The following is a 21,754-nucleotide window of genomic DNA, read 5'->3' on the forward strand; positions in this document are numbered from 1 at the left end:
AATATAGGTGTTTAAGCAGTTGGCGGTTGGCCGCGAAAGCGAGCGTCGTCCCGCGCGGGTTGCTTTGATTCTGGACCTGGTGGTTGGCATTCTGGGCACCAATAAGTGGTGCGGCCTAGGTCGCCTTGGCGGCTTAGGTGGATGGGAGTGCCACACAGATAGCAAGGTTCGCCGCGCCGGCCATACACCCACAGCCGTCCGCCGGACCCTTCGCGACGCGTCGTACGCGGTTGCGCTTGCAAGTTGAATTGCATGAGATCGCGCGCTTGCGACAACAATTCGATCCATTGTTGCTCCGTTTGCGTGGCAGCGGGAGCGAACGGGTCGATGTTTTGCAGGAACAGCAATTCCGACTTGTAGACGTTGCCGATTCCGCAAGCGATGGTTTGATTCATTACCGCCTCGCCGATCGGTAGCCAGCCTTTAGCAAGGTAGCGCGCTGCGATCGATGGCAGGTCAATTTCTTCGGCCAGTAGGTCTGGTCCCAGTGACGACAACATGCGGTGCCGGCGGAGTTGTGTCGCAGTGAGCAGTTCGAGTGTCTTGGGGTTGAAGAACACCACGCAGAGCTGATGCGTCTCCAGCACCAATGCTGCTTGGCGAGCCGGTTTCTGCCAGGCCTCGCCATGAGGATAAATATGCCAGGAGCCGGTCATGCCCGAGTGGCCATGGATGGTAAGTCCATGGTCAAAGTGAATCAGCAAGTGCTTGCCACGCGCTTCGATGCTACGAACCTGGTGATTCACCAGCGAATCGGCATCGACGATCTCGTCGCGAGCGCGGGCAGCCGTGATTGTCTCGCCCACCAGCCAGGGGCGGAGCGTATTGGCCGTGCGGTGGATCGTGTCGCCTTCGGGCATGGTGGTAGCGAAGTTGAGCGAGAGGGAGCAGGGCTAGCGATAACGGCGGGGCAAATTGGTTTTCGGCGTATCGCGATACAGCATGCCGCGGCTAGTCGATTCGAACCCAGCCGATTTCAAGGCGGGAGCGAGTTCGCTGGCGGCTACCGGGTGTTCGTCGATCTTGCTGAGCAAAATCGGCGTGCTGTCGGCAGCGGCTGCCACCAGTGCTTGGGCGATCGCATCGAGCGTTGCCGCGCGGTCGACGGGGTCGTCGGGCAGGTAGGTGTTGAGCTGCGAGCGGCCAGCGCTGATGAATCCCACGAGCCGACCGCGATACAGTAGCACCGAAGCACCTGCTGTGCGACTGGCACGGCCGGTTGCCTCGTCGCGCGCCGGCCAGGGTAGGGCAGCGCCGTAGGGATTCGCTGGGTCGGTGGCCGCGAGCATAATCGCTCGATCGTCTTGAGTATCGTGGTCGGTCTTGGCCCACCGCCGCACCGAGTCGTCCGCACCCGGCGCGGCAAACTGCGCCCCGCCGAGCCCTGCGACAAAATACCCTCGTCGCACTTTGCCGGCTTCTTCCATCTGCTTGAGCACTGGATAGATCGCTGCAAAGCCGCCCGGTACCGATTCGCGTGCGACCGCGTTCTTGGTCAACACGCCATGGCGGGCGACTAGCTGCTCGGCCAACGCGACGGTGCGTTCGGTCGCCGAAGGGGAGCCCTCCGTCGAAAGTGGTAACAACGACCAGCGACCTTCGCTGCCAGGCAGTCGGGCGGCTCGCCGAGAGCGGAACGTCCGGCCCCGGCGTCGCGAACTACTCTGGCGACTGTTGCCACTGCGGCCGCGAGACAGCGACCGCACAGGGGCCAGCGTGTCGTTGGTTAGTTCGCCAGCCCACACCAGTTGCCACAACGCGGAAAGCAGGTCGGGCGGGAACGCCGCGGTGGCTCGGCATAATTCGTCGAAGAAAATTGCTCCCCGCTCAGCAAGCAGAGTGCGAACCTGGGCCACCAGTGGATCGTTAGATAGTTCTTCGGTTTCAGTGACCATAGGGGCGAGCAGCGGAAGGCGGTCGGCCAGGTACAACGCGATGCGTCCATCGGTGGAGCCGAGCGCATCGAACCCTCGCCACACGACTTCGCCCGCCAGGCAAAGCTCGTCGAGGTCGCCAGGAGTGTAGTCGAGCACCCGGGCGGGCAGAATCTCGCTCTCCAGCGTGCTCGCTGGCAGCGGTGCTCCTTGCAGGATCTCGATGGCGTCGAGCAGTCCATCCAGCCCGCGCCGAGGAGCTTCGAGTCCATGCCAAGAGGGGAGGAAGCGGCCAAGCGTCTCGGAGGGAACCGCCTCGACTTGCTTGCGAAGCTTAGCGAGGCTCCGGCGTTTGAGTGTTCGCAGTACTTCGGCATCGCACCATTCGCGGCCTCGTCCGCCGGGCAGGAACTCTCCCTCGACCAAGCGACCACGGTCGGCCAGCTTGTTGAGCACGCCGAGAATGGGAGCCTCGCCCAGGCCGAACCGCTGAGCAACTGCTGCTGCGGTAAAAGGTCCATGGGTGCGGGCGTGTCGGGAGACCAAATCGCCGAGCGGATCGCTCGCTGATTCGAGGAAAGCTGCCGGCAATCCGACCGGCAGGTTCACCCCGAGTGCATCCCGCAGCCGCCCCGCATCCTCGGCTGCCGCGAGTTGCGGAGTGCCTGCCACGCGGACCTCGATCACCCGACGAGCTTGGCTCAGCTCGGTAATCCATTCACTCAGCAAACTTGCCTGCTCGGGATCGGTGCGCAGTTGCAGCTCTTCCAGCGGCAATGGACCAAGCCGAAGCAGCAGGTCGTGCACGTCGTCGGGATGACGGATCACCGGTCTGGTGAGTTGTTGCAGCTCGCGATCGAGCTCGGCAATCACCTCCACGTCGAACAGCTCTCGCAAGTCGGCGGTGCCGAGCAGCTCGCGAAGTTGCGCGTGGTCGAGCGTAAGGGCCTGCGCCCGCCGCTCGGCGAGCGGGACGTCTCCCTCGTAAACAAAGTTGCCGGTATAGGTAAACAGCAGCGACCCAGCAAACGGCGAGGCCTGATGACTCACGACGCTGTGCACCGTGATCTCGCGGCGCTCCACTTGCCGCAGCAAGGTGACCAGCCCAGGCAGGTCGAACACGTCGCGAAGTACTTCGCGATAGGTTTCGAGCAGCAACGGAAACGCTGGGTACTGGGCGGCGACCGACAGCAAATCAGCAGCCCGCCTGCGTTGTTGCCATAGCGGCATGCGACGCTTCGGGTGACGCCGCGGCAGCAGCAGCGACCGGGCAGCGTTCTCGCGAAACCGGGCGGCGAACAGGGCGGTCGAACCGACTTGGCGGGCGACCTCGTCTTCCACTTGATCGCTCGTCGGTACGAACCAGTCGGCCGGCGGGGGGCTATCCGACTCAGGCAGTCGGAACACGATGCCATCGTCGGACCACATGTAGTCGACTTCCTCGATGCCTTCGCCTCGCAATCGAGCCGCAACGGCCATCGCCCACGGAGCATGCACCCGCGCCCCGAACGGCGAGAGCACCACCACCCGCCAGTCGCCGATCTCGTCGAGAAACGACTCGATCACGATCATCCGATCGCTCGGCACCTCGGCCGTGACCTCCATCTGGTCAGCCAGGTAACGCAGCAGGTTCACCGCCGCGCGGCGATCGAGCGCGTGATGCTCTTGCAGCAACGCGAGGGCTTCCTCCTCGTCCATGCGAGTGAGTTCCCGCGATAGTTTGCCAATGGCCCGACCAAACTCGAGAGGCCGCCCAGGACCTTCGCCCCGCCAAAACGGCATCCGCCCAGGCTCGCCAGGCGCGGGGACCACGATCACTCGGTCGCGGGTAATCTCGATCACCCGCCAGCTCGAAGCCCCCAGTAAGAACACGTCGCCAGGGTTGGTTTCGAACACCATCTCTTCATCGAGTTCGCCGACTCGGCTGCCAGTGTTCTCGTTATCGGAAGCGAGAAACACGCCGTACAAGCCACGGTCGGGAATCGTGCCCGCGTTCAGTACCGCGATGCGTTGGGAACTCTTGCGTTTATCGACCGTCCCTGCGATGCGATCCCAGTGGATTCGTGGGCGAAGTTCGGCGAACTCGTCCGACGGATACCGACCAGCCAGTAGGTCGAGCACCCCTTCGAAGCTCGATCGCGGCAAGTCGGCTAGCGGGGCCGCGCCGCGGAGCATCGCATACAAGTCGTCGACCGCAAGCGATTCCATCGCCACGATGGCGACGATTTGTTGGGCGACGATGTCCAGCGGATTACGCGGGTAATAGGTCTCCTCCACATGGCCCACCAGCATTCGCCCGGTGGCTCCCGCCGCGGCTACCAGGTCGCCTCGGTACTTGGGGAATAGAATGCCTTTGCTCGTCGCCCCGGTTTGATGCCCCGCGCGACCGATGCGCTGCATGCCCGAGGCGATGGAAGGGGGAGCCTCGATCTGAATCACCAGGTCGACCGCACCCATGTCGATGCCCAGTTCCAGCGAACTCGTAGCGACGATCGCTGGCAGTGCGCCGCGCTTCAGTCGATCTTCAATGTCGGCTCGTTTATCTTTTGCGACCGAACCATGATGCGCGAGAGCGATTTCTTCCTCGGCCAATTCGTTGATCGCCGAAGCCAATCGCTCAGCCAGGCGTCGGCTGTTGACGAAGATCATCGTCGAGCGATGCTCGCGGATCAATCGCACCAACCGCGGATGGATCGCCGGCCAGATTGAAGGTATCGCCGGCCCGGCGGCTGAGCCACTCGGAATGGCTGGCGGGTTGCTGACGCGACTCGCGTCGCCCGTGGGAATTGCGGGCGTGTTATTCTCGGAACCGAGGCGGGCCATGTCCTCCACCGGCACTTCGACCCGCAAATCGAATTGCTTCGGTTCGCTGGCGTCGACAATCTCGACCGGCCGCGGTCGTGCGGGGCGATCCGGATCGGCGGTTGCCTCTGCACCCCCCAGCAAGCGGGCGATTTCTTCCAGCGGGCGCTGCGTGGCGCTCAGCCCGATGCGTTGCAGCGGAGCGGCTTCGGCGTTCGCCTGGCGGCGCAATCGTTCGAGTCGCTCAAGCGTCACAAACAGGTGAGCCCCTCGTTTGCCGGCGACCATCACGTGGATCTCGTCGATGATCACCGTTTCGACTTCAGCGAGCACCTCTCTCGCTTTCGAGGTGAGCATCAGGTACAGCGACTCGGGCGTGGTAATCAGTATCTCTGGCGGTTCGCGATTGATCCGCGCCCGCTCGGCCGACGGAGTGTCGCCGCTGCGGACCGCGACTGTCGGCAAGTGGTACTCCACCTGCTCCCGCTCGGCGACCGCCCGCAGGCCGGCAATCGGCGACCGCAGGTTGCGATCGACATCGACCCCCAACGCCTTGAGCGGCGAGATGTACAGCACGCGAACTTTCGACTTCTGCTTGCGTTTGCCTTTGGCTGGCAGGCTCGCCTCGCGCGCGGCGAACATGATCTTGTCGATCGCCGCCAGGAACGCGGCCAGCGTCTTGCCCGAGCCAGTCGGAGCGAGCAGCAGCGTGCTGCGACCCTCCGCAATCGGCGGCCAGGCAAGTTGTTGCGCTCGCGTCGGGGCGGCAAACGATTGGGCAAACCACTGCTGAGTGATCGAGTGAAAGCTCGCAAGCCCGGGAGCCGAATTATTGGTATCCGACATCATGGGCTTATTCGCTTGGTAACCGCAACCGGATGGGACCCTTGGCCGATAGCGGGTCGACGACCTGCCCGCGCTGGGTGACGACCAACTCGCCGGCGACGCTCATCTCGGCGGCCAGTTGCCGGATGTCGTCCATGTGGTCGCGCCAGTCGACCGGATCAATCGCCCGGGCGACCTCCGATGGGCAGACCGATTTCGACGCCCCTCGCTTGTTGATTAGCAGCCGCAAGCAGTGTTCCAGATTTGGATGCATCGGCCAGTGCTTGGGGCTGAGGGAGGGGGGGCGAGGACGAGTTTCAAGCTGGTGCAACACGGTAACTGTCGGCCGCACCGTACTCGATTAGTATTGCGTGCTGGCCTGCGAGGGCAACTCGGGTCGTGCGGATTGAGCCGTTTTGCCGGGGTTTCTACGCATTGCCGAGGGATGGCACTCTTCAGGTTCTGGTACCATTCTGGTCGGAAAACAAGTAAAATAGAACAACTCCCCTGCGGCCCTGGCTGCGAACTCGTGGTCCTTTTTCCCCTCGCGCAAATCATGGTTCCACGTCCTCTCCAAAATCTGTCGCAGTCGCATTGCTTGCGGACCGCGGCACTGGCAGTCTCGCTGTTCGGCTTGGCTCAAGTTCAAGCCGAAGAGCCTGTTTCGTTCAACGAACATATCCGCCCGATCCTGGCCGAACACTGCGTCGCTTGCCATGGCGGGGTGAAGCAAGCCAGCGGCGTCTCGTTCATCTACCGCGACAAAGCCCTCGCCGAGGGGGAGTCGGGCATGCGATCGATCGTGCCTGGTAACGTGGAAGAGAGCTACCTGGTCGACCGCATTGCCGATCCCGACCCCGTTTACCGGATGCCGCCAGCCGAGCATGGCCCTGCACTTAGTGCGGAGGAGATCGAGCTGGTCAAACAGTGGATTCGCGAAGGTGCCCAATGGCAAGAGCACTGGGCCTTCGTAGCCCCCGAGCGGCAGCAGTCGCCGAGTGTCGAACAACCGCAGTGGGTGCGGATGCCGCTGGATGCCTTTGTGCTGGCCGATCTTGAGCAAACGTCGCTAGCCCCTGCAGAAGAGGCGAGTCGTAGCGAATGGCTTCGCCGCGTGACGTTCGATCTTACGGGACTCCCCCCGACCGCCGAAGAACGTAAGGCATTCCTCAGCGACTCGCGGCCTGATGCCTATGAGCGGGTGGTCGACCGACTGCTGGCATCTCCCCGGTACGGCGAACGCTGGGCAGCCATGTGGCTCGATCTGGTGCGATACTCCGATACGATGGGGTACGAAAAAGACCCTCATCGCGACATCTGGCCGTATCGCGATTGGCTGATTCGCGTTCTCAACGACGACCTGCCCTACGATCAATTTATCGTAAAGCAACTGGCGGGCGATCTGCTGCCGGAAGCCACGCTGGGCGACCGGTTGGCCACCGCCATGCATCGCAATACGCAGACCAACACCGAAGGTGGCACCGACGACGAGGAGTTCCGCACCATGGCGGTGCTCGACCGGGTGAGTACCACCTGGCAGGTGTTCGCCGGCCTGACTTTTGGATGCGCTCAGTGCCATTCGCATCCGTACGATCCGATCGAGAACCAGGAGTTCTACGAGTTCGTCGCGGTGATGAACAACACTCGGGATGCGGATCTCGACAACGAAACCCCACGCTTGGCGGTGCCGACCGACCGTGAGCAGTGGGCGAAAGCCAACGAGCTGGACCGCCAGATTCGCAGTAGCCGCATGGCCATCCACCAGCAATTCGCTTCTCTTGCGACCGACGCCGAAAACTGGCAATACCTGCAGTTCCAAAACGCCGAGTCGACCGGCGAGACCAAAGTGGAAGTCATCGCGGCCAGCGAAGACCAGCCCGCGGAGTTTGTGACGCGTGGGACCGTAACCACGGGATCGATGATGACGTTCGACTTGGCGGTGCCAGTGAGCGACCAGCCGATCACCGCGCTGCGAGTCGACTCGTTGCCGTCCGACGTGGCCAAGGCCATCAAAGACCCAGAGACCGGTTTTGTTGTTACCCGTTTCAGAGCGACGATCGAGAACCCCACGACCGGCGAGAGCTCTTCGGTGTCGTTCCAGTTGGCGATTTGCGATGAGCCGTTGCCAGCGCTCGATCCAGCCGAGAGTCTCAACGACAACAACAACGGCTGGGGAGTCGAGCCCCGCATCTACAAGCCACGCTGGGCGGTGTTTGTTCCCAGGGAGCCTTTTGTGGTGCCCGAAGGAAGCGTGCTCCGCGTGGTGCTCAAGCATAACCGCTCCCTCACCGGGTTGATTGCGTTGGTCACCAACCGTGGCCGTTTTGCGGTGTCGACCAACCCCGCCTGGCAGCAGCAACTCGCCTCGCCGGAGTACAACCAGCAGGCCAGTGATCTGGCTCAGGCGAGCCGGGAGCGTCAGCAGATCGCTAGTGTGTTGGTGCCGGTGATCGAAGAGCGACTGCCTGCCGAGCAACGGCCGACCTACACGTTTGTCCGCGGAAACTGGCTCGACCGCGGCGACCGCGTGTCGCCTGGCGTGCCGGCGGTGTTTCCTCCGCTCGATTCCGAGCAGCCGGTCGATCGCCTGGCCGTTGCCCACTGGTTGGCCTCCACTGAGCATCCACTCACCGCCCGGGTGATGGTGAATCGTCTCTGGCAACAGCTCTTCGGGCTCGGCATCGTCGAGACGGTTGGCGACTTCGGCACCAGCGGACTCCGCCCCACGCATCCCGAGTTGCTCGACGACCTGGCAGTGCGATTCGAGACCGACATGCAGTGGAGCACTAAGCAGTTGCTTCGCGAGATGGTGCTGTCGGCCACCTATCGTCAGGCGTCGCAGGCGTCGGAGTCGCTCGCCCAGCAAGATCCCCACAATGCCCTCTTGGCACGTGGTCCGCGGTTGCGACTCACGGCCGAAATGGTTCGCGACCAGGCCTTGCTGCTGTCGGGCAGGATGAGCGACAAAATGTACGGCCCGTCGGTCATGCCCCCGCAGCCCGACGGCGTCTGGCGTTCGGTTTACTCCGGTGCCCGCTGGGTGACCTCCGAAGGCGACGACCGTTACCGCCGGGCGGTCTACACCTACTGGAAGCGGACGAGCCCGTACCCGTCGATGATGATGTTCGACGCGCCGAGCCGCGAAGTCTGCTCGGTGCAGCGGATCCCGACCAACACTCCGCTGCAGCCGCTGGTGACAATGAACGACCCCGTGTTTGTCGAGTGCGCTCAAGGATTCGCCGAGCGGATGAGTCAGCAAGCCGCCGGGTCGGTGCCGCAGCAGATTGCCTGGGGGATAGAACAAGCCACCGGCGAGCCGGCCACCGACGCAGTCGTCGAGGTGCTCCTGAAGTTGTTTGAAGACTCCCTGGAGCAATACCATGCCGACGACGAAGCCCATCAGGCCCTCGCCCCCACGGCCGAAGCCTACGCCCGGGTGATTGTTGCCAGCGTTATTTTGAACTTGGACGACGTCATCACTCGTTAGCCAGCTCCCCTCCCACTTGTGAGAGTAGGTATGAATCTATTTCAGCATTACCATCAAGCCCAGCTCCAGTTGCAGACTCGGCGGCATTTCCTTCGTGATGCCGCTGCTGGGGTGGGTGCGCTCTGGCTCGGGATGCAGTCGGCCGGCGCGTCGTCGGGCGGCCCCATCGCACGCGACCCCGCCCATCCGCTGGCACCGCGGAAACCTCCCTTCGAGGCCAAGGCCAAGCGGGTGATCTTTCTGCACATGGCCGGCGCGCCGAGCCAGTTGGAGCTGTTCTCGCACAAGCCGGAGCTAGAGCGACTGAACGGACAAGACTGCCCGCAGGAGTTCCTGGAGGGGAAGCGTTTTGCGTTCATTCGTGGGGTTCCTCAGCTGTTGGGGTCCTATTACCCGTTCCATCAAGCAGGTGAGTCGGGGCAGTGGATTTCGGACCGGTTACCGCACTTCGAGCAGGTGATCGACAAAGTGACGTTCATCCACTCGATGACTTCCGACCAGTTCAATCATGCTCCCGCACAGCTGCTGCTGCACACCGGCAACCAAAACCTTGGCTACGCGTCGATGGGCTCCTGGCTTGGGTATGGACTCGGGAGCGAGAATCAAAACCTGCCTGGCTTCGTGGTGCTCATCTCAGGCGGGCGGGTGCCGAGTGCTGGCAAGAGCGCCTGGGGGGCGGGGTTCCTGCCGTCGGTGTATCAGGGAGTGCAGTGTCGCAGCGAGGGAGATCCCGTGCTGTTCCTGTCGAATCCTCCCGGCATCGACCGCAAGCTCCGCGACCGCATGCTGCAAGCGATCAACCAGGTGAATCAGCAAACCTACGAGGAGTTCGGCGACCCCGAAACGCTCACGAGAATTAGCCAGTACGAAATGGCCGCCAACATGCAGCTCACCGCCAGCGAGGCGATGGATCTGGCCGACGAGCCCGACCATATCCACGCACTCTACGGCACCCAGCCCGGACGCGAGAGCTTCGCAAACAACTGCGTGCTCGCCCGCCGGTTGGTCGAACGCGGCGTTCGCTTCGTGCAGCTGTTCGACTGGGGGTGGGATGCACATGGTGCCTCGGAAAGCGAAGCCCTAAACTCCGGCTTCAAAAACAAATGCCATCAAGTCGACCAGCCGGTCGCCGCGTTGCTGACCGACCTCGAACAGCGCGGGCTGCTCGACGATACGCTCGTTGTGTTTGCCGGCGAGTTCGGTCGTACCCCGATGCGTGAGAACCGTGGTGGTCGCACCATGCAGTTCGTTGGTCGCGATCACCATCCAGCGGCGTTTAGCATCTGGCTCGCCGGCGGCGGCGTGCAGCGCGGTATGGCGTACGGCGAGACCGACCCCATCGGCTACGAGGTCACCAAGGACCCCGTGCAGTTCCGCGATCTTCACGCGACCATGCTCCACCTGATGGGCTTCGACCACAAGCAACTGGTCTTCCCGCATCAGGGACTCGACCAAAAGCTCACCGGAGTGAAGCCCGCCCGGGTGGTTCGCGAGATCATCGCTTAGCACCCAGTAGCGTGTTAATAGCCGTAGTGAGCAACTGCGTGCAGTTTCGCGAGTTCCTGATCGTTCAGCCCGCGGATCCGCTCGGCGATGAACCGATGATCGCGGGTCAGGTGAGTCCAGACGGTCATGCCGCTCACGCCGGCCGGCGGTACCTCGACCTCCGGCAGCCAGAGTCGCAGCTCCTCTGCATACAAGCTTCGCAACCAGCGACTCGGTGGACGACCATCGCGGGCGCGTCGCACGGCGCTAGCTTCGCCGTAGTCGTCTTCGTCGGCATCGTCCAACAGCTCGTCGCTGCCGTCTCGCCCGGGACCGAAACGCAGCTCGTCGGGCACCAGGCTCTCAGGCAGGTACCCTTCGACCTCCGGCGCCAACTCGCCCGACATCCGGTGCACCGGACGAGTCCGCCCGGTCAGTTCCCAGCGTTCGTCGATCTTGGTTTCGCGTTCGAACCATCGCCAGGTGCGGTCTTCGTGATAGCTCCAACGCTCTTCGTCGACCACCGGTTGGCCATCCACTTTTTTCTCGCTGCACTGCATCACGACCGCCGCCAGGGTGTCGAGCGTTTCAGCGCCAAGGCGTTCGCTCAGACTGAACAGTCCAGCGGAAACCCAGAAGGCAAACTGTCGACGATTCATCATGGTTCTGACCGTGGGGGGATGCTGGCAAGGTTGGCGAAACAGGCAAAGGCAACGCTAACGTAGCACGTAAAATACACGAAAGACGGTGGTTTTTTCGGCGATCGTTACAGTCGCTACCGTCGTTGCACGTTGCCTGACATTGCTATTTTCTCTGGTCGATAGACTCGCTCTTTGTCGAGTTTTGCGATACGATGTGACGATCCATGGCGGTATAGAGTCACTGCGGGGCAGTTGCGCGGCTGGCGTCGACTGTCACGTGAATTCAATTCCTTTGACCCCCCGGCCCCTCCCGTCATGAAACATTTCGATTGCGTTGTCATCGGTACTGGTCCTGCTGGTCAAAAGGGAGCAATCCAGGCTGCCAAGCTCGGCAAGCGGGTTGCGATCGTTGAAAAAACCCGCGTGCTCGGCGGTGCCCAAATCAACACCGGCACCATTCCCTCCAAAGCACTTCGCGAAGCGGTGTTGCACCTGACTGGAGCAGCCCAGCGCGGGTTGTTCGGCTCGAGCTATCGAGTCAAGAAGAACATCACCATCGCCGATCTTGTGTCGGTTTCGCAAACCGTGATGCGTCACGAATGGGACCTCATCCGTAACCAATTCGAACGTAACCATATCGAACTGCTGTGGGGATCGGCTCGCTTTGCGGGACCCAACGAGTTGTATGTCGAAGGACCGGAGTCGGTCGAGAAAATCACCGCCGATAAGTTCCTGGTCGCGGTCGGCACTCGTCCTGCACGTCCGCAGAACATTCCGTTCAACGATACCACTATTCTCACGAGTGACGAACTGCTGAAGCTCGATCGTGTTCCCCGCAGCATGGTCGTTGTCGGCGGTGGCGTCATCGGCACCGAGTACGCCTGCATCATGGCCACGCTCGGCGTGAAGGTCACCCTGGTCGAAGGTCGTCGGCAGGTGCTCGGGTTCCTCGACCGCGAAATCGGCGACGCATTCCACTACTTCATGCGGCAACGCGGCATCACGCTCCGCCTGGGTGAAAAAGTGCAGTCGATCAGCGAAGTCGAAACCTACAACGGCAAAGCACGCCGGTTCGTCGAAGCCCAGCTCGAAAGCGGCAAAACCCTGCGTGCCGAAACGCTGCTCTACGCGGTCGGTCGCCAGGGTGTGTGCGGGGCTCTCGGGCTCGATAACGTTGGCATCGAGTTCGATGATCGCGAACGCCTGCACGTGAACGATAGCTATCAAACCAACATCGAGCACGTGTACGCAGCCGGCGACGTCATCGGTTTCCCCGCGCTCGCATCCACCAGCATGGAGCAAGGCCGCCGGGCGATTTGCCATGCGTTTGGCGATTGCGAAGTCGGCAACTACAACACGCAGCTCTTCCCGTTCGGTGTGTACGCGGTGCCTGAGATCTCGATGGTCGGCAAGACCGAAGAACAGCTTACCGAAGAGGGCATTCCCTACGAGGCGGGTATCGCCCATTATCGCGAAATCGCCCGCGCCCAACTGCTCGGCGACGAACTCGGCATGCTCAAGCTGCTGATTCATCAGGACACGCACAAGATTCTCGGCGTGCATGTCATCGGAGCCGGCGCGACCGAGCTGATTCACATCGGTCAGGCGGTCATGGCCCTCGACGGCGATGCCGAGTTCTTCATCAACAACGTGTTCAACTTCCCCACGCTGGCCGAGTGCTACAAAGTGGCCGCCTACAACGGGCTGAACAAGTTGAATCTGGTGTACGCGTAACCCGCAGCGACAATCGCTTGCCAGAACCGCGTAAGCTGCCTGGTTTGTAGATTCCCAATTTTCCCACGAGTGGGAAAATTGAATCGTCGCCCACGCTACAAAACCAGTGGTTTTGGGCCACGAATAGATTCCCATTCCCAAGATCGCATCGAGTGGGAATCTATTTTCTCGCAATCCACGCTGCGTAACTTCCTGCGATGTAAGGCTTTACATTAATCGCATCGGGGGAAATCTCAAAAATAGATTCCCATGGGTGGGAATCTATTTTTTCCACCAGGTTTGGGGGTGCCGGTTCCGGCCCCGCTCGCCCAAATTGTCAAACAGCGTCGCACTGATCGCGCGGTAGTGCACACTCTATTAGAGGCCAACAGGTGGCCAATTTCCACGATAAAGTCCGAAACCTACCCCACGAGTTGCCCTCCGGCGATACCATGAGGGAATAGAACAATCGACTCTAAATGCTTGCTGCTACCAGCAAGCAACCTCCATAGAAGTTGTGAAGGGGTGGGATGCAATACGCTTGGTACATTGGTCTCGGTGTGTTGGTAATTGGCTATCCGCTGCTCTACCTCTGGGCGTCGGCTCGTGTCGAGCGGCTAACGCATCGAAAGACGCGTCCCGATTTTCGCGATAAGCGTCAACTACTACAGTACGATCTAGTGTTCTTCGGCATTTCCATCGGTGTTGCATTGCCGACGGTCTACCTGCTGCCCGAAGCAGACCTGTTGTTACTGTCGCTGCTGATTTTCACAGGGCTGCTCGTGGGCAGTTTGTCGGCTCAGGCCAGCTTCGGCCAAAAGGTGGATGGGTAATCGGGCCGATGCCCAGCGAATTGATGCCCCGGAGTGTCCCTACCCCACAACCCCGCGTGACCAGCCGCGGAGCAGCAGGTAGGCGATCAGCACAACCAATGTGGCGGCCGACACCATGGTGGCTCGTCGGGGGAGTTTGGCAACCGCAATCACTCCCAGCATGAGAATGACCGTCGGGCCGACGTCGCCCCACGGCACTAGCGGCAGGGCGTAGCCGGTGTCGGACCAGGGCCAGAACGGTTGCACTTGCCAGTCGCTCAGACCTTTGCCGCCAGACACAACCATGTCGCAGGGCAGGTGCAGCAGTTGGGCGACCAGGCACACCACTAGCAGCACGCTCCAGGGGGCCGGTCCGCGAACCATGTCGCTGGTCTCGGCCAGGGAGAAATCGGCTGGCTTCCAGCGCCGCAGTTTGTGGGCCAGGCGATCGATCAGGTGAAAACGCCACTGGAGCGTTGCGACTAGCACCGACGACAACGTGATGGCCAGCAGGTTATGACCCCACACCCGATGGCCCGACTCGAACCGGGCCATGTCGATCAGCATCGGCAGACCATCCCAATCGGGTAGGTTCGAAGCCACCGCGGCCAGCACCACTACTTGCCAACCGAAGCGTCGATGGAGGCCGGTCGCTAGCGCCGTGTGAACGCCCACCAAGGTATGCTCGGGAGTGGTCATCAGCAGGCGCGGCCAGTCAGTGAAAACAATAGTCGAGACTCGAAACTTCCTAGACGGCCATTTTCGTGCGATTCACAAACCACTGGCCGGAATCACCATTGTAAGCACGCTCTACCGCGTCGCAAACGCCCGCTCCAGCGAACTGCTGCTGAACCAGTCGTTCGATTCGGCAATCTCGCTGCTCGAAGCGTCGGCCGCCAGTTCGTCGAATGCCAGTTCGGCCGATCGATGCGAAGTCGATCGGCTAGTGTTGCTAGAACTGGAAGCAGCAAGAGGATCGTCGACCATCGCCGCGGGGCTTTCGACCGATGCGGTCGCCGATGTGGTCGCCGATGTGGTGTCGGCAGTACTGGAGTCGCTTGTTGCGGAATCGTTGGCTGTGAAGCTGGCCAGAATGATCCGCGGGACGGCCTGTACGTTGAGCGTCATCACGAAGGTCGACATCGCTCCTCGCGAATCGGTCACCGATACCACGAACTCGTTCAGGCCCTCGTTATCGGTGGTCGGCACGCCGGACAGCCCGCCATCTTCGGCAATGGTGAGCCAGGCCGGACCGTTGGCCTTGGCGTAGGTCACCGAGTCGCCGAGGTCGTCGTCGGTCGCCTGCCCGGCGATCGACCAGTTGTACGGAAGACCCCGCGTGGCCGTGCCTAAGTCGACGATGGTCGACGCCACATCAGGCGTGGTGTTCGTCATCAAGCCCGCAATCTGCGTGGGGCTGAGCACGTAGTCGGTGAAGAGCAGGTCGTTGAGCTGCCCGTTGAACAGGGGGTCGGAAGTGTACTGCGAGTCGCCGATGTAGTTGTTGGTAGGGGCGAAATCGGAGGGAGAAATGGTGACCGAGTTATTGGTGGCCACCAGCTCGCCATCGACGTAAAGCTTGGCCGACCCGTTGCCGAGGGTCACTGCCACGTGGGTCCATTCGCCAACCTGCAGGGCCGAGGTCTGCACGATTTGCTCGCCGCCGCCGTTCTTGATGGCGAACCGCAGCGACGATCCATTCGACGGCGTCAGGAACAAGTACGACGAGGTGTCGTTGCCGAAGTCGAAGATCCGCTGCCAGTTGCCGCCACCTTGCCAGTTGACCCATCCCGCGAAGCTAAACTCGTCGCCGTTGGCAACGTCGTCGGAGAGTTGGATGTAGTTGCTGGTGCCATCGAGGTCGATCACTTCTCCCTGCTCGGCATCGACCACGTAGTTGGGCACCCCATGGACATAGCCGTTGTAGCCATAGCCAGAGGAATCGAGCGTGTCGCCATCGAACGAATACTGCGCGATGCTGCGCTCGGCGGTGTTGCCGGGGGCCACGTACTGCTGCAAGTAGCCGATCGGCGATTCGTTGTCGTAATACACTTGCCCGGCCGGAGTCAGGCTGCCATCGCTGTAGGTCATTTCGCGGACCGCCTCGACACGGCTGTAGATCGAGTACCGCTCGATCCACGGGGTGTTATCGAGCATGTCGATAAAGCTGCCGATCACGGTCGCGTTCTGCTCGTACGTGGGATCAGCACACGAGGTCCAGTTGGCACCGTTGTTGAACTCGGTGAGCCAGATCGGCAAGTGATAGCGATCGTAGACGTCCTTCAACCAGTTGTGGAGCGACGTGGCCGACAGCCCGCACTGGTAGTTATGGATGGCGATGTAGTCGACCCGCAGATCGGCCGCGATCGCTTTGTCCATGAACTCGTAAAGCCATGCTTTGCCGCCGTCGGTCACGGCCGGCGAACCAACCCGGAGCCCGGTAGCCAAAAGCTCGGGCCATACCGCGATGGCCGTATCGACCGACCCGTTACCGAGCGACGTGTAAGCGTCTTCCACCGGATTGTTCGGCTCGTTGAACCCCAGCAGGCTGGTCACGTTGGTCTTGTTGGTCGGGTAACCGGGCCACCACCGTTGCTGACGGATCGGCACGTACTCCCAGTCGAGCGTCGACTCGAGGCTGTTGTTCCAGTTGTAGTGCCAGGAAGCGTTAAGCGTTTCGGGCGCGATGTCCGACGAGCCTTTCTTCGACACCCACCGCCAGGGCAACACGCGGATGAACTGCGCTTGATTATCGAGCTGAGTGGGGAGCAGCGAGATGTCGAGGTCGTGGTCCTGGGCTACGTAAACCTGGCTGATGCCGCTGCCGTTGGACTCGGTGGCAATGGTGACCATGTATCCACGCTTGAGTCGGAACGAACTCAGGTCGCCCTGCAGGTCGCCGAGCAGTTCGGCCGTGTTGTAATAGGTGTAGAGGTCGAGCGTGGTCGCCTCGCCGGCAAACTGGGGCAGGGTGTAGGCTTCGATTGGATCGAAGTCGCGCCCCTGAGGAATGACGACGCTGCCTAGCTCGTACTGCACCACACGCGCGACGGGGCCGCGGAACGCGGCCTGACCGTTCACGCGGACGTAGCGCAGGTATTGGGCACTCACCTCCGACGGCTTGAGGTTGGGGAAAAACAGCCAGGCGTCGGGTGAGTTGAGCCGGATTTCGCTGTTGACGATCGCATCGGTATCGGCGGTGATGATAAGCTCCGACTCGCCGGTGAGTTCGATAATCGTATTGCTCAGCCTGGTGATGCTTAGCGAGCTGCCATCGAGCACCTGGTCGGCCGGTTGTTCGGCAACGCGGCCCAGGTTGTCGCGCCAGATGGTGTAGTCGGCCAGATTCACCACGCCATCTTGATTGCCGTCGGCGGCCAGGTTTTCGGTGGATCCGTAGTCCTGCTTCCACACTTCGTAGTCATCGAGATCGACCACTCCGTTGTCGTCGTAGTCGCCGGCCAGCACCAGTTCGGCAGGTCCCTCGGCTGCATGCGTGGCGATGTCGGTACTGGAGACCGCGTGGTCGTAGATGCGCACCTCGTTGATCAGCCCGGTGTAACCTGGATCGGAGTTGAACAGCGAGCGGCCGAGGTAGTTTAGCGTGTCGTTGATGGAATTGGCGGTTCCATCTCTGCCCAGCGAGTTGGAGCTCACCAGATGTCCATCAATGTATAGCAGAAAGCTGCTGCTTCCATTGGAGGTATCCATCACAACCGCCGCCATGTGCTGGGTACCATCGTCGGTGGTACCGGTCGACGCGACCCGCTCGGAATCGCCGCTGGCGTGGAACACCGCGCGGGAGTCGCCTGAACCACTCTGCGGAGTGAAGAACAGGTAGCTATCGCCGTTGCTGCCAGATTGATTGCCGAAGTCGAACACCCGCGACCAGTTGGACGAGTCGAACGCGGTGTACCACACTTCTATCGTGGCGTCGGCCGTGGTCAGCAGTTCGGCCGGCAGCTGCACGTACTCGACCGTAGTGCTTTGCCCGCTCGTGACACCGGTGTTCTGCAGGTAGAGCTGACCGTCGACCACGCTGGCACCGTTCCGCAGGGTGCCATCGGCTCCGCCGACCGAGTCGCTGGCGGTGCCGTCGTTGAACGTGTAGAGATTCGTAAGGCTGAGCAGATTGCGGTTTTCGAGCGGTTCGAAGCCGAGCATGCGGGTGCGCTGCTGGCCGCGACTCGACCTGCGCGTGCGTAGCCAACTGGAAAAGTTCGACACACTCATTGTCTTCGCCTGTTTGTTCCGAAACGCCGCGAAAAGAACCGCCGCCCATGCACGAAAAGTGGCCCGTAGGTCAACCATCCAGTTTACCTAGAGGACGCAGAAGTCACAACTCGATTGGTAATCTAATTTTATGTTTTGCGAGCTTGGCGGACGCGAAAACCCGTAAGCGACGCCGCTACTCGGCAGCCGTGAAGACCAAGGCCTGGACGCTCGAGCAAGCGGGGCACGGCGAGCACAAAATGCATGCAGCCCGCAGGTCGGCATTTGGCGTCCTCTCGGAACTCGCGTAACCTGGTGCTCTCCGCTCCGTGCCACTCCGCAGCTCCCCGCATGGGGGGAGTCTCCCCGAACAGGGCGGGATAGATTCCCATCGCTCACGAATAGATTCTCAATTTTCCCACCGATGGGAAAATTGAATCTGCACGCACTCTACAAAACCAGTGGTTTTGGCAACGGAATAGATTCCCATTTCCCAAAACGCATCGAGTGGGAATCTGTTTTCACAGTGGGAATAAATCGCAAGTCGTTTATTAGCAATGAGTTGCATCAACACCTCAGAGATAGTTGCCCCAAATAGATTCCCACCCATGGGAAACTATTTGGGGAGGATTCGGGATACGGGATTCAGGGGGCAGGGAAGTTGGGATTTATGATTTCTGAAGGCCTTGTTGAACAATTAGTCACAAACCTCCGTAAAAACTAACGTGGAATGGAACCACGTACCTTTTTTACGGAGATCGAACATGGCTACGAAAGAAAAACGAACCTACAAAGTCACGAACTGGAAGGAGTATAACAAGTCGCTCATCGAGCGTGGAAACATCACTATTTGGTTTAGCGACGAGGCGTTGGAGAACTGGGAACATCCTAACGACCAGACAAAAGTCGGTCGCCCTTTTGTCTTCAGCGATACGGCGATCGAGTGCTTGCTGACGATTCGCGAACTGCTGAAACTTCCCTATCGGCAGACTGAGGGATTCGGCCGCTCGCTGGTGGCGATGTTGGGCGTCGAGGCAGCGATTCCCAATTATTCTTCGCTCGCCAAGCGAGCCAGCAAGCTGAATGTTTCGCTCGATATCGCTAACAAGAGGGGCGACATCGATATCGTGGTGGATAGCACCGGCATGAAAGTGTTTGGCGAGGGCGAATGGAAGATGCGGACGCATGGCAAGTCGAAGCGGCGGACATGGCGGAAGCTGCATTTGTCGGTGAATCCTGACACCCGCGAGATTGTGGCGGAGATTTTGACCGAGAACAGTTGCCACGATGCCGATGCGGTTCCCGAAATGCTGGAGCAGGTGGAGCAGCCCGTAAAAAAGTTTCACGGCGACGGTAGTTACGACAAGTGGAAGGTTTATGAAGGGCTGGAATCCGAAGGCATTGAGCCGGTGATTCCGCCGCAGCACAACGCCAAGATCAAACAACATGGCAACTCTGCGGAGGAGCCTTTGCCCCGGGACGAGGCAATTCGTCAGATTCGACGCAAGGGGCGTAGGAGTTGGAAAGAGGAAGTGGGCTATCATCGTAGAAGCTTGGCGGAAACGACCATGTACCGAGTGAAACAAAGCTTTGGGAGCCATCTCAAAAACCGAGTATTCGAAAACCAACAAACGGAAGCCCGCTTGCGCTGTAAAATCATCAATCAATTCACCCAACTCGGGCTTCCACAGTTCGAGTGGAGTTAGTCAACAAGGCCATTTCTGAATGATGATTTCTGATTGCGGAGGATGTCATCTTGAAGGAGCTTCCGGCTACTGAAAGATCTAGCCCGCAGCTTAAAGCCTACAGCTTTACCACACGCGCAGCAGCGAACCCCCACGCAAGCAAACATTCGCCTGCGTGTCGCTAAGCGTTCGTGTTCAAAATAAACGTTACATCTCCATCACCTCCAATCATCAAACAAGCCAGCAGCCGATAGCTGAAAGCCGACAGCCTAAAGTACCTGTTCATTAGAGCACTGCAGGTGGCCAATTTCCAGCGAAAACTGGCAAGAATCCAACCGACCTACAGCCGCCTGATCGCACGAGGTGCTCCATTGCTGAAGCTCACGCCGAACACATGGTGCCGAACCATTCGCTTTAGTGTCGAATCTCAACTTGTTAAGCTACAGGTCTTGTTTAGAGTTTGCAGTACGTACCCCTGCTCGAAGAGTCATGCTCGGTAAACACTCGGTCCACCGCCCACGCGTGAAAATCTGCTGCATCAGTTCCCTCGACGAGGCGGAACTCGCCATCGCGCACGGGGCGTCGGCCTTGGGGTTGGTGTCGGCGATGCCGAGCGGCCCGGGGGTGATCGACGAAACGCTCATCGCTCGGATCGCTGCTGAGGTACCTCCCCCGATCGCGACCTTCTTGCTCACTTCGCTGACCGAAGCGAGCGACATCGTCGATCAGCATCGTCGCTGCGGTACCACCACGCTGCAGTTGTGCGATTACGTCGACCTTTCTGTTTACGAAGTGCTGCGCCAATCGCTCCCCGGCATTGGCATCGTGCAGGTGGTGCACGTGACTGGTTCCGAGTCGCTCGAGCTGGCGACCAGCGTCGCTCCGCTGGTGGATGCCTTGCTGCTCGACTCGGGCAACACCCAGCTTGCGGTCAAGCAACTCGGCGGCACGGGACGGACGCACGACTGGCAGGTCTCCCAGCAGATTCGTAAAGCGGTCGAGGTGCCATTGTTTCTGGCCGGGGGACTGAAACCTGGCAACGTGGCCGAGGCGTTCCGTAGCGTGGGGCCTTTTGGGCTCGATGTCTGTAGCGGGGTGCGAACCGATGGCCGACTCGATGCGGAAAAGCTGCGAGAACTCTTCGCGGCGATTTAGATGGTGTCGCAAAAGGTTGCGGAGGATTAGATTTGCCAAAAGGCAACCGACTTCGCGATGGATGTTGCGTTTTCGCCACACGATAGGGCAGGGGAGTCAACTCGCTCTTTGCCTGGAAACCGCTGTAAATACAGGGTGTTCAGGCCTGCGGGGCGACTTTTGTGGAAGTTGGCGAGCCGATTGCAATTTTAGGCCGGGGTGTTCTTGTCTCCCCGTCTGATTGGTGCTTCGCCCATGTTCCGTCTCTCGCTGTTACTGCTCGCCTGCTGGTCGTCGGTGGCGACCTTGAAGGCCGCCGAAGTGCCTGCCGCGCGAGTTACCATGGTCGACGGGCGGGTGGTCACTGGTGAGATCGACGACGCGACCGATCGCGATCATCTGTGGATCCGCCGCGGCGAAGGTCGCGTGCTCATGGCGACCTCCTACAAGTGGAGCGAAGTGGAACAGGTGGAACTCGATGGGCAGCCACGTACTTCGCAGCAACTGCTCGAGTCGCTACAGAAGATCTCGAAGCCCTGGCCCAAGTACCCCTTGCTGGAAGAAAAAGACCGCCTGCGAATCAAGCAGCCATCGGCCGATGCGGGCCGCCGGGCAACGTCGGCCAGTTTTGTCGCCCGCCTCAGCAACTGGGATGGCGACGTCGAGCCCGATGGTTATCTGGTGGAGCTCACCGTGTTCGACCAGTTTGGCAAGGCAATGCCAGTGCGTGGTACCGTGCAAGCTCGCTTGGTCGGCGAGAGAACCAGCAGCTACATCGTGCCTGGCGAGCCAGAAGAATTGGAACGATGGAGCGACAATCTATCGCTCGATCAGTTCACCGACAACGTGGTAACGCTACGACTACCCTTCCGGAGCATCCGCCCCGAGCAGCAAGTGGAGCTTGCCCCGGGCGCGATTCTCGAGATCGAAGTCGGGGCGTTCGGCCACACTCGCCTGGCGAGTTCCACCGCGGTGCCGACCCGAGTGTTCAATCCCGTGCGTGACCGATTCGAGCAACGCACCGGCAGCCGGTGCGCTCCTGGGGAACGGAGCGAACGTTGGTCGCACGAGTAGCGTCTGGAGG

General features: G+C 60.7%; 14 protein-coding genes. 8 read left to right on the top strand and 6 right to left on the bottom strand.

All coding sequences use genetic code 11. The features are described from left to right. Positions 1-11: 11 nt before the first annotated feature. Genes Pan181_RS04510 through Pan181_RS04520 form a run of 3 tightly spaced genes read right to left on the bottom strand, consistent with a single transcriptional unit; the run spans position 12 to position 5,775 of the window. Positions 12-860 (bottom strand): Fpg/Nei family DNA glycosylase, encoded by an 849-nt coding sequence (locus tag Pan181_RS04510; protein WP_145245685.1) that lies wholly within the window; start codon positions 858-860, stop codon positions 12-14. Positions 861-893: 33 nt separating this feature from the next. Continuing rightward, positions 894-5,525 (bottom strand): Lhr family helicase, encoded by a 4,632-nt coding sequence (locus Pan181_RS04515; protein WP_145245686.1) that lies wholly within the window; start codon positions 5,523-5,525, stop codon positions 894-896. Between the two features lie 4 nt (positions 5,526-5,529). Continuing rightward, on the bottom strand, positions 5,530-5,775 hold the full coding sequence (locus tag Pan181_RS04520) for a DUF3253 domain-containing protein (RefSeq protein ID WP_145245687.1): 246 nt from the start codon (positions 5,773-5,775) through the stop codon (positions 5,530-5,532). Positions 5,776-6,057: 282 nt separating this feature from the next. Between Pan181_RS04520 and Pan181_RS04525 the strand changes: the two genes are divergently transcribed. Then, complete coding sequence (locus Pan181_RS04525) at positions 6,058-8,988, top strand: PSD1 and planctomycete cytochrome C domain-containing protein (protein ID WP_197528906.1); 2,931 nt, start codon at positions 6,058-6,060, stop codon at positions 8,986-8,988. Positions 8,989-9,018: 30 nt separating this feature from the next. Beyond that, entirely contained in the window at positions 9,019-10,494 is a 1,476-nt protein-coding gene (locus tag Pan181_RS04530; RefSeq protein WP_145245689.1) for a DUF1501 domain-containing protein, read from the top strand. A gap of 14 nt (positions 10,495-10,508) precedes the next feature. Here Pan181_RS04530 and Pan181_RS04535 read toward each other — a convergent pair whose 3' ends face one another. Continuing rightward, complete coding sequence (locus tag Pan181_RS04535) at positions 10,509-11,135, bottom strand: hypothetical protein (RefSeq protein ID WP_145245690.1); 627 nt, start codon at positions 11,133-11,135, stop codon at positions 10,509-10,511. A 294-nt stretch (positions 11,136-11,429) separates the two neighbouring features. Here Pan181_RS04535 and sthA point away from each other — a divergent pair, with 294 nt between their 5' ends. Then, on the top strand, positions 11,430-12,848 hold the full coding sequence (gene sthA, locus Pan181_RS04540) for a Si-specific NAD(P)(+) transhydrogenase (RefSeq protein ID WP_145245691.1): 1,419 nt from the start codon (positions 11,430-11,432) through the stop codon (positions 12,846-12,848). A 509-nt stretch (positions 12,849-13,357) separates the two neighbouring features. Then, positions 13,358-13,660 carry a hypothetical protein gene (locus Pan181_RS04545; protein WP_145245692.1) on the top strand — a complete coding sequence of 101 codons (303 nt, stop codon included), beginning with the start codon at positions 13,358-13,360 and terminating at the stop codon, positions 13,658-13,660. Positions 13,661-13,699: 39 nt separating this feature from the next. On the opposite strand, the gene Pan181_RS04550 is transcribed toward Pan181_RS04545, so the two are convergent. Both Pan181_RS04550 and Pan181_RS04555 read right to left on the bottom strand, forming a co-directional pair. Further along, the gene (locus Pan181_RS04550; protein ID WP_145245693.1) at positions 13,700-14,338 is read right to left on the bottom strand and encodes a metal-dependent hydrolase; all 639 of its coding nucleotides are present in this window, start codon (positions 14,336-14,338) and stop codon (positions 13,700-13,702) included. Between the two features lie 111 nt (positions 14,339-14,449). Then, positions 14,450-17,803: a LamG-like jellyroll fold domain-containing protein gene (locus tag Pan181_RS04555; RefSeq protein ID WP_197528907.1), complete on the bottom strand. Its 3,354-nt coding sequence runs from the start codon at positions 17,801-17,803 to the stop codon at positions 14,450-14,452. A gap of 212 nt (positions 17,804-18,015) precedes the next feature. On the opposite strand from Pan181_RS04555, the gene Pan181_RS25905 reads away from it, so the two are divergent. The 4 genes from Pan181_RS25905 to Pan181_RS04570 all read left to right on the top strand — a co-directional run bounded on the left by Pan181_RS25905 (position 18,016) and on the right by Pan181_RS04570 (position 21,744). Beyond that, on the top strand, positions 18,016-18,162 hold the full coding sequence (locus Pan181_RS25905; protein WP_197528908.1) for a hypothetical protein: 147 nt from the start codon (positions 18,016-18,018) through the stop codon (positions 18,160-18,162). A gap of 453 nt (positions 18,163-18,615) precedes the next feature. Further along, positions 18,616-19,557, top strand: coding sequence for an IS5 family transposase (locus tag Pan181_RS04560; RefSeq protein WP_145244898.1), 942 nt, complete (start codon positions 18,616-18,618; stop codon positions 19,555-19,557). 468 nt (positions 19,558-20,025) lie between these two features. Further along, on the top strand, positions 20,026-20,691 hold the full coding sequence (locus Pan181_RS04565) for a phosphoribosylanthranilate isomerase (protein WP_145245695.1): 666 nt from the start codon (positions 20,026-20,028) through the stop codon (positions 20,689-20,691). A 234-nt stretch (positions 20,692-20,925) separates the two neighbouring features. After that, complete coding sequence (locus Pan181_RS04570; protein ID WP_145245696.1) at positions 20,926-21,744, top strand: hypothetical protein; 819 nt, start codon at positions 20,926-20,928, stop codon at positions 21,742-21,744. The last annotated feature ends 10 nt before the right edge of the window (positions 21,745-21,754 follow it).

It is taken from the genome of Aeoliella mucimassa, from assembly GCF_007748035.1.
GTDB lineage: Bacteria > Planctomycetota > Planctomycetia > Pirellulales > Lacipirellulaceae > Aeoliella > Aeoliella mucimassa.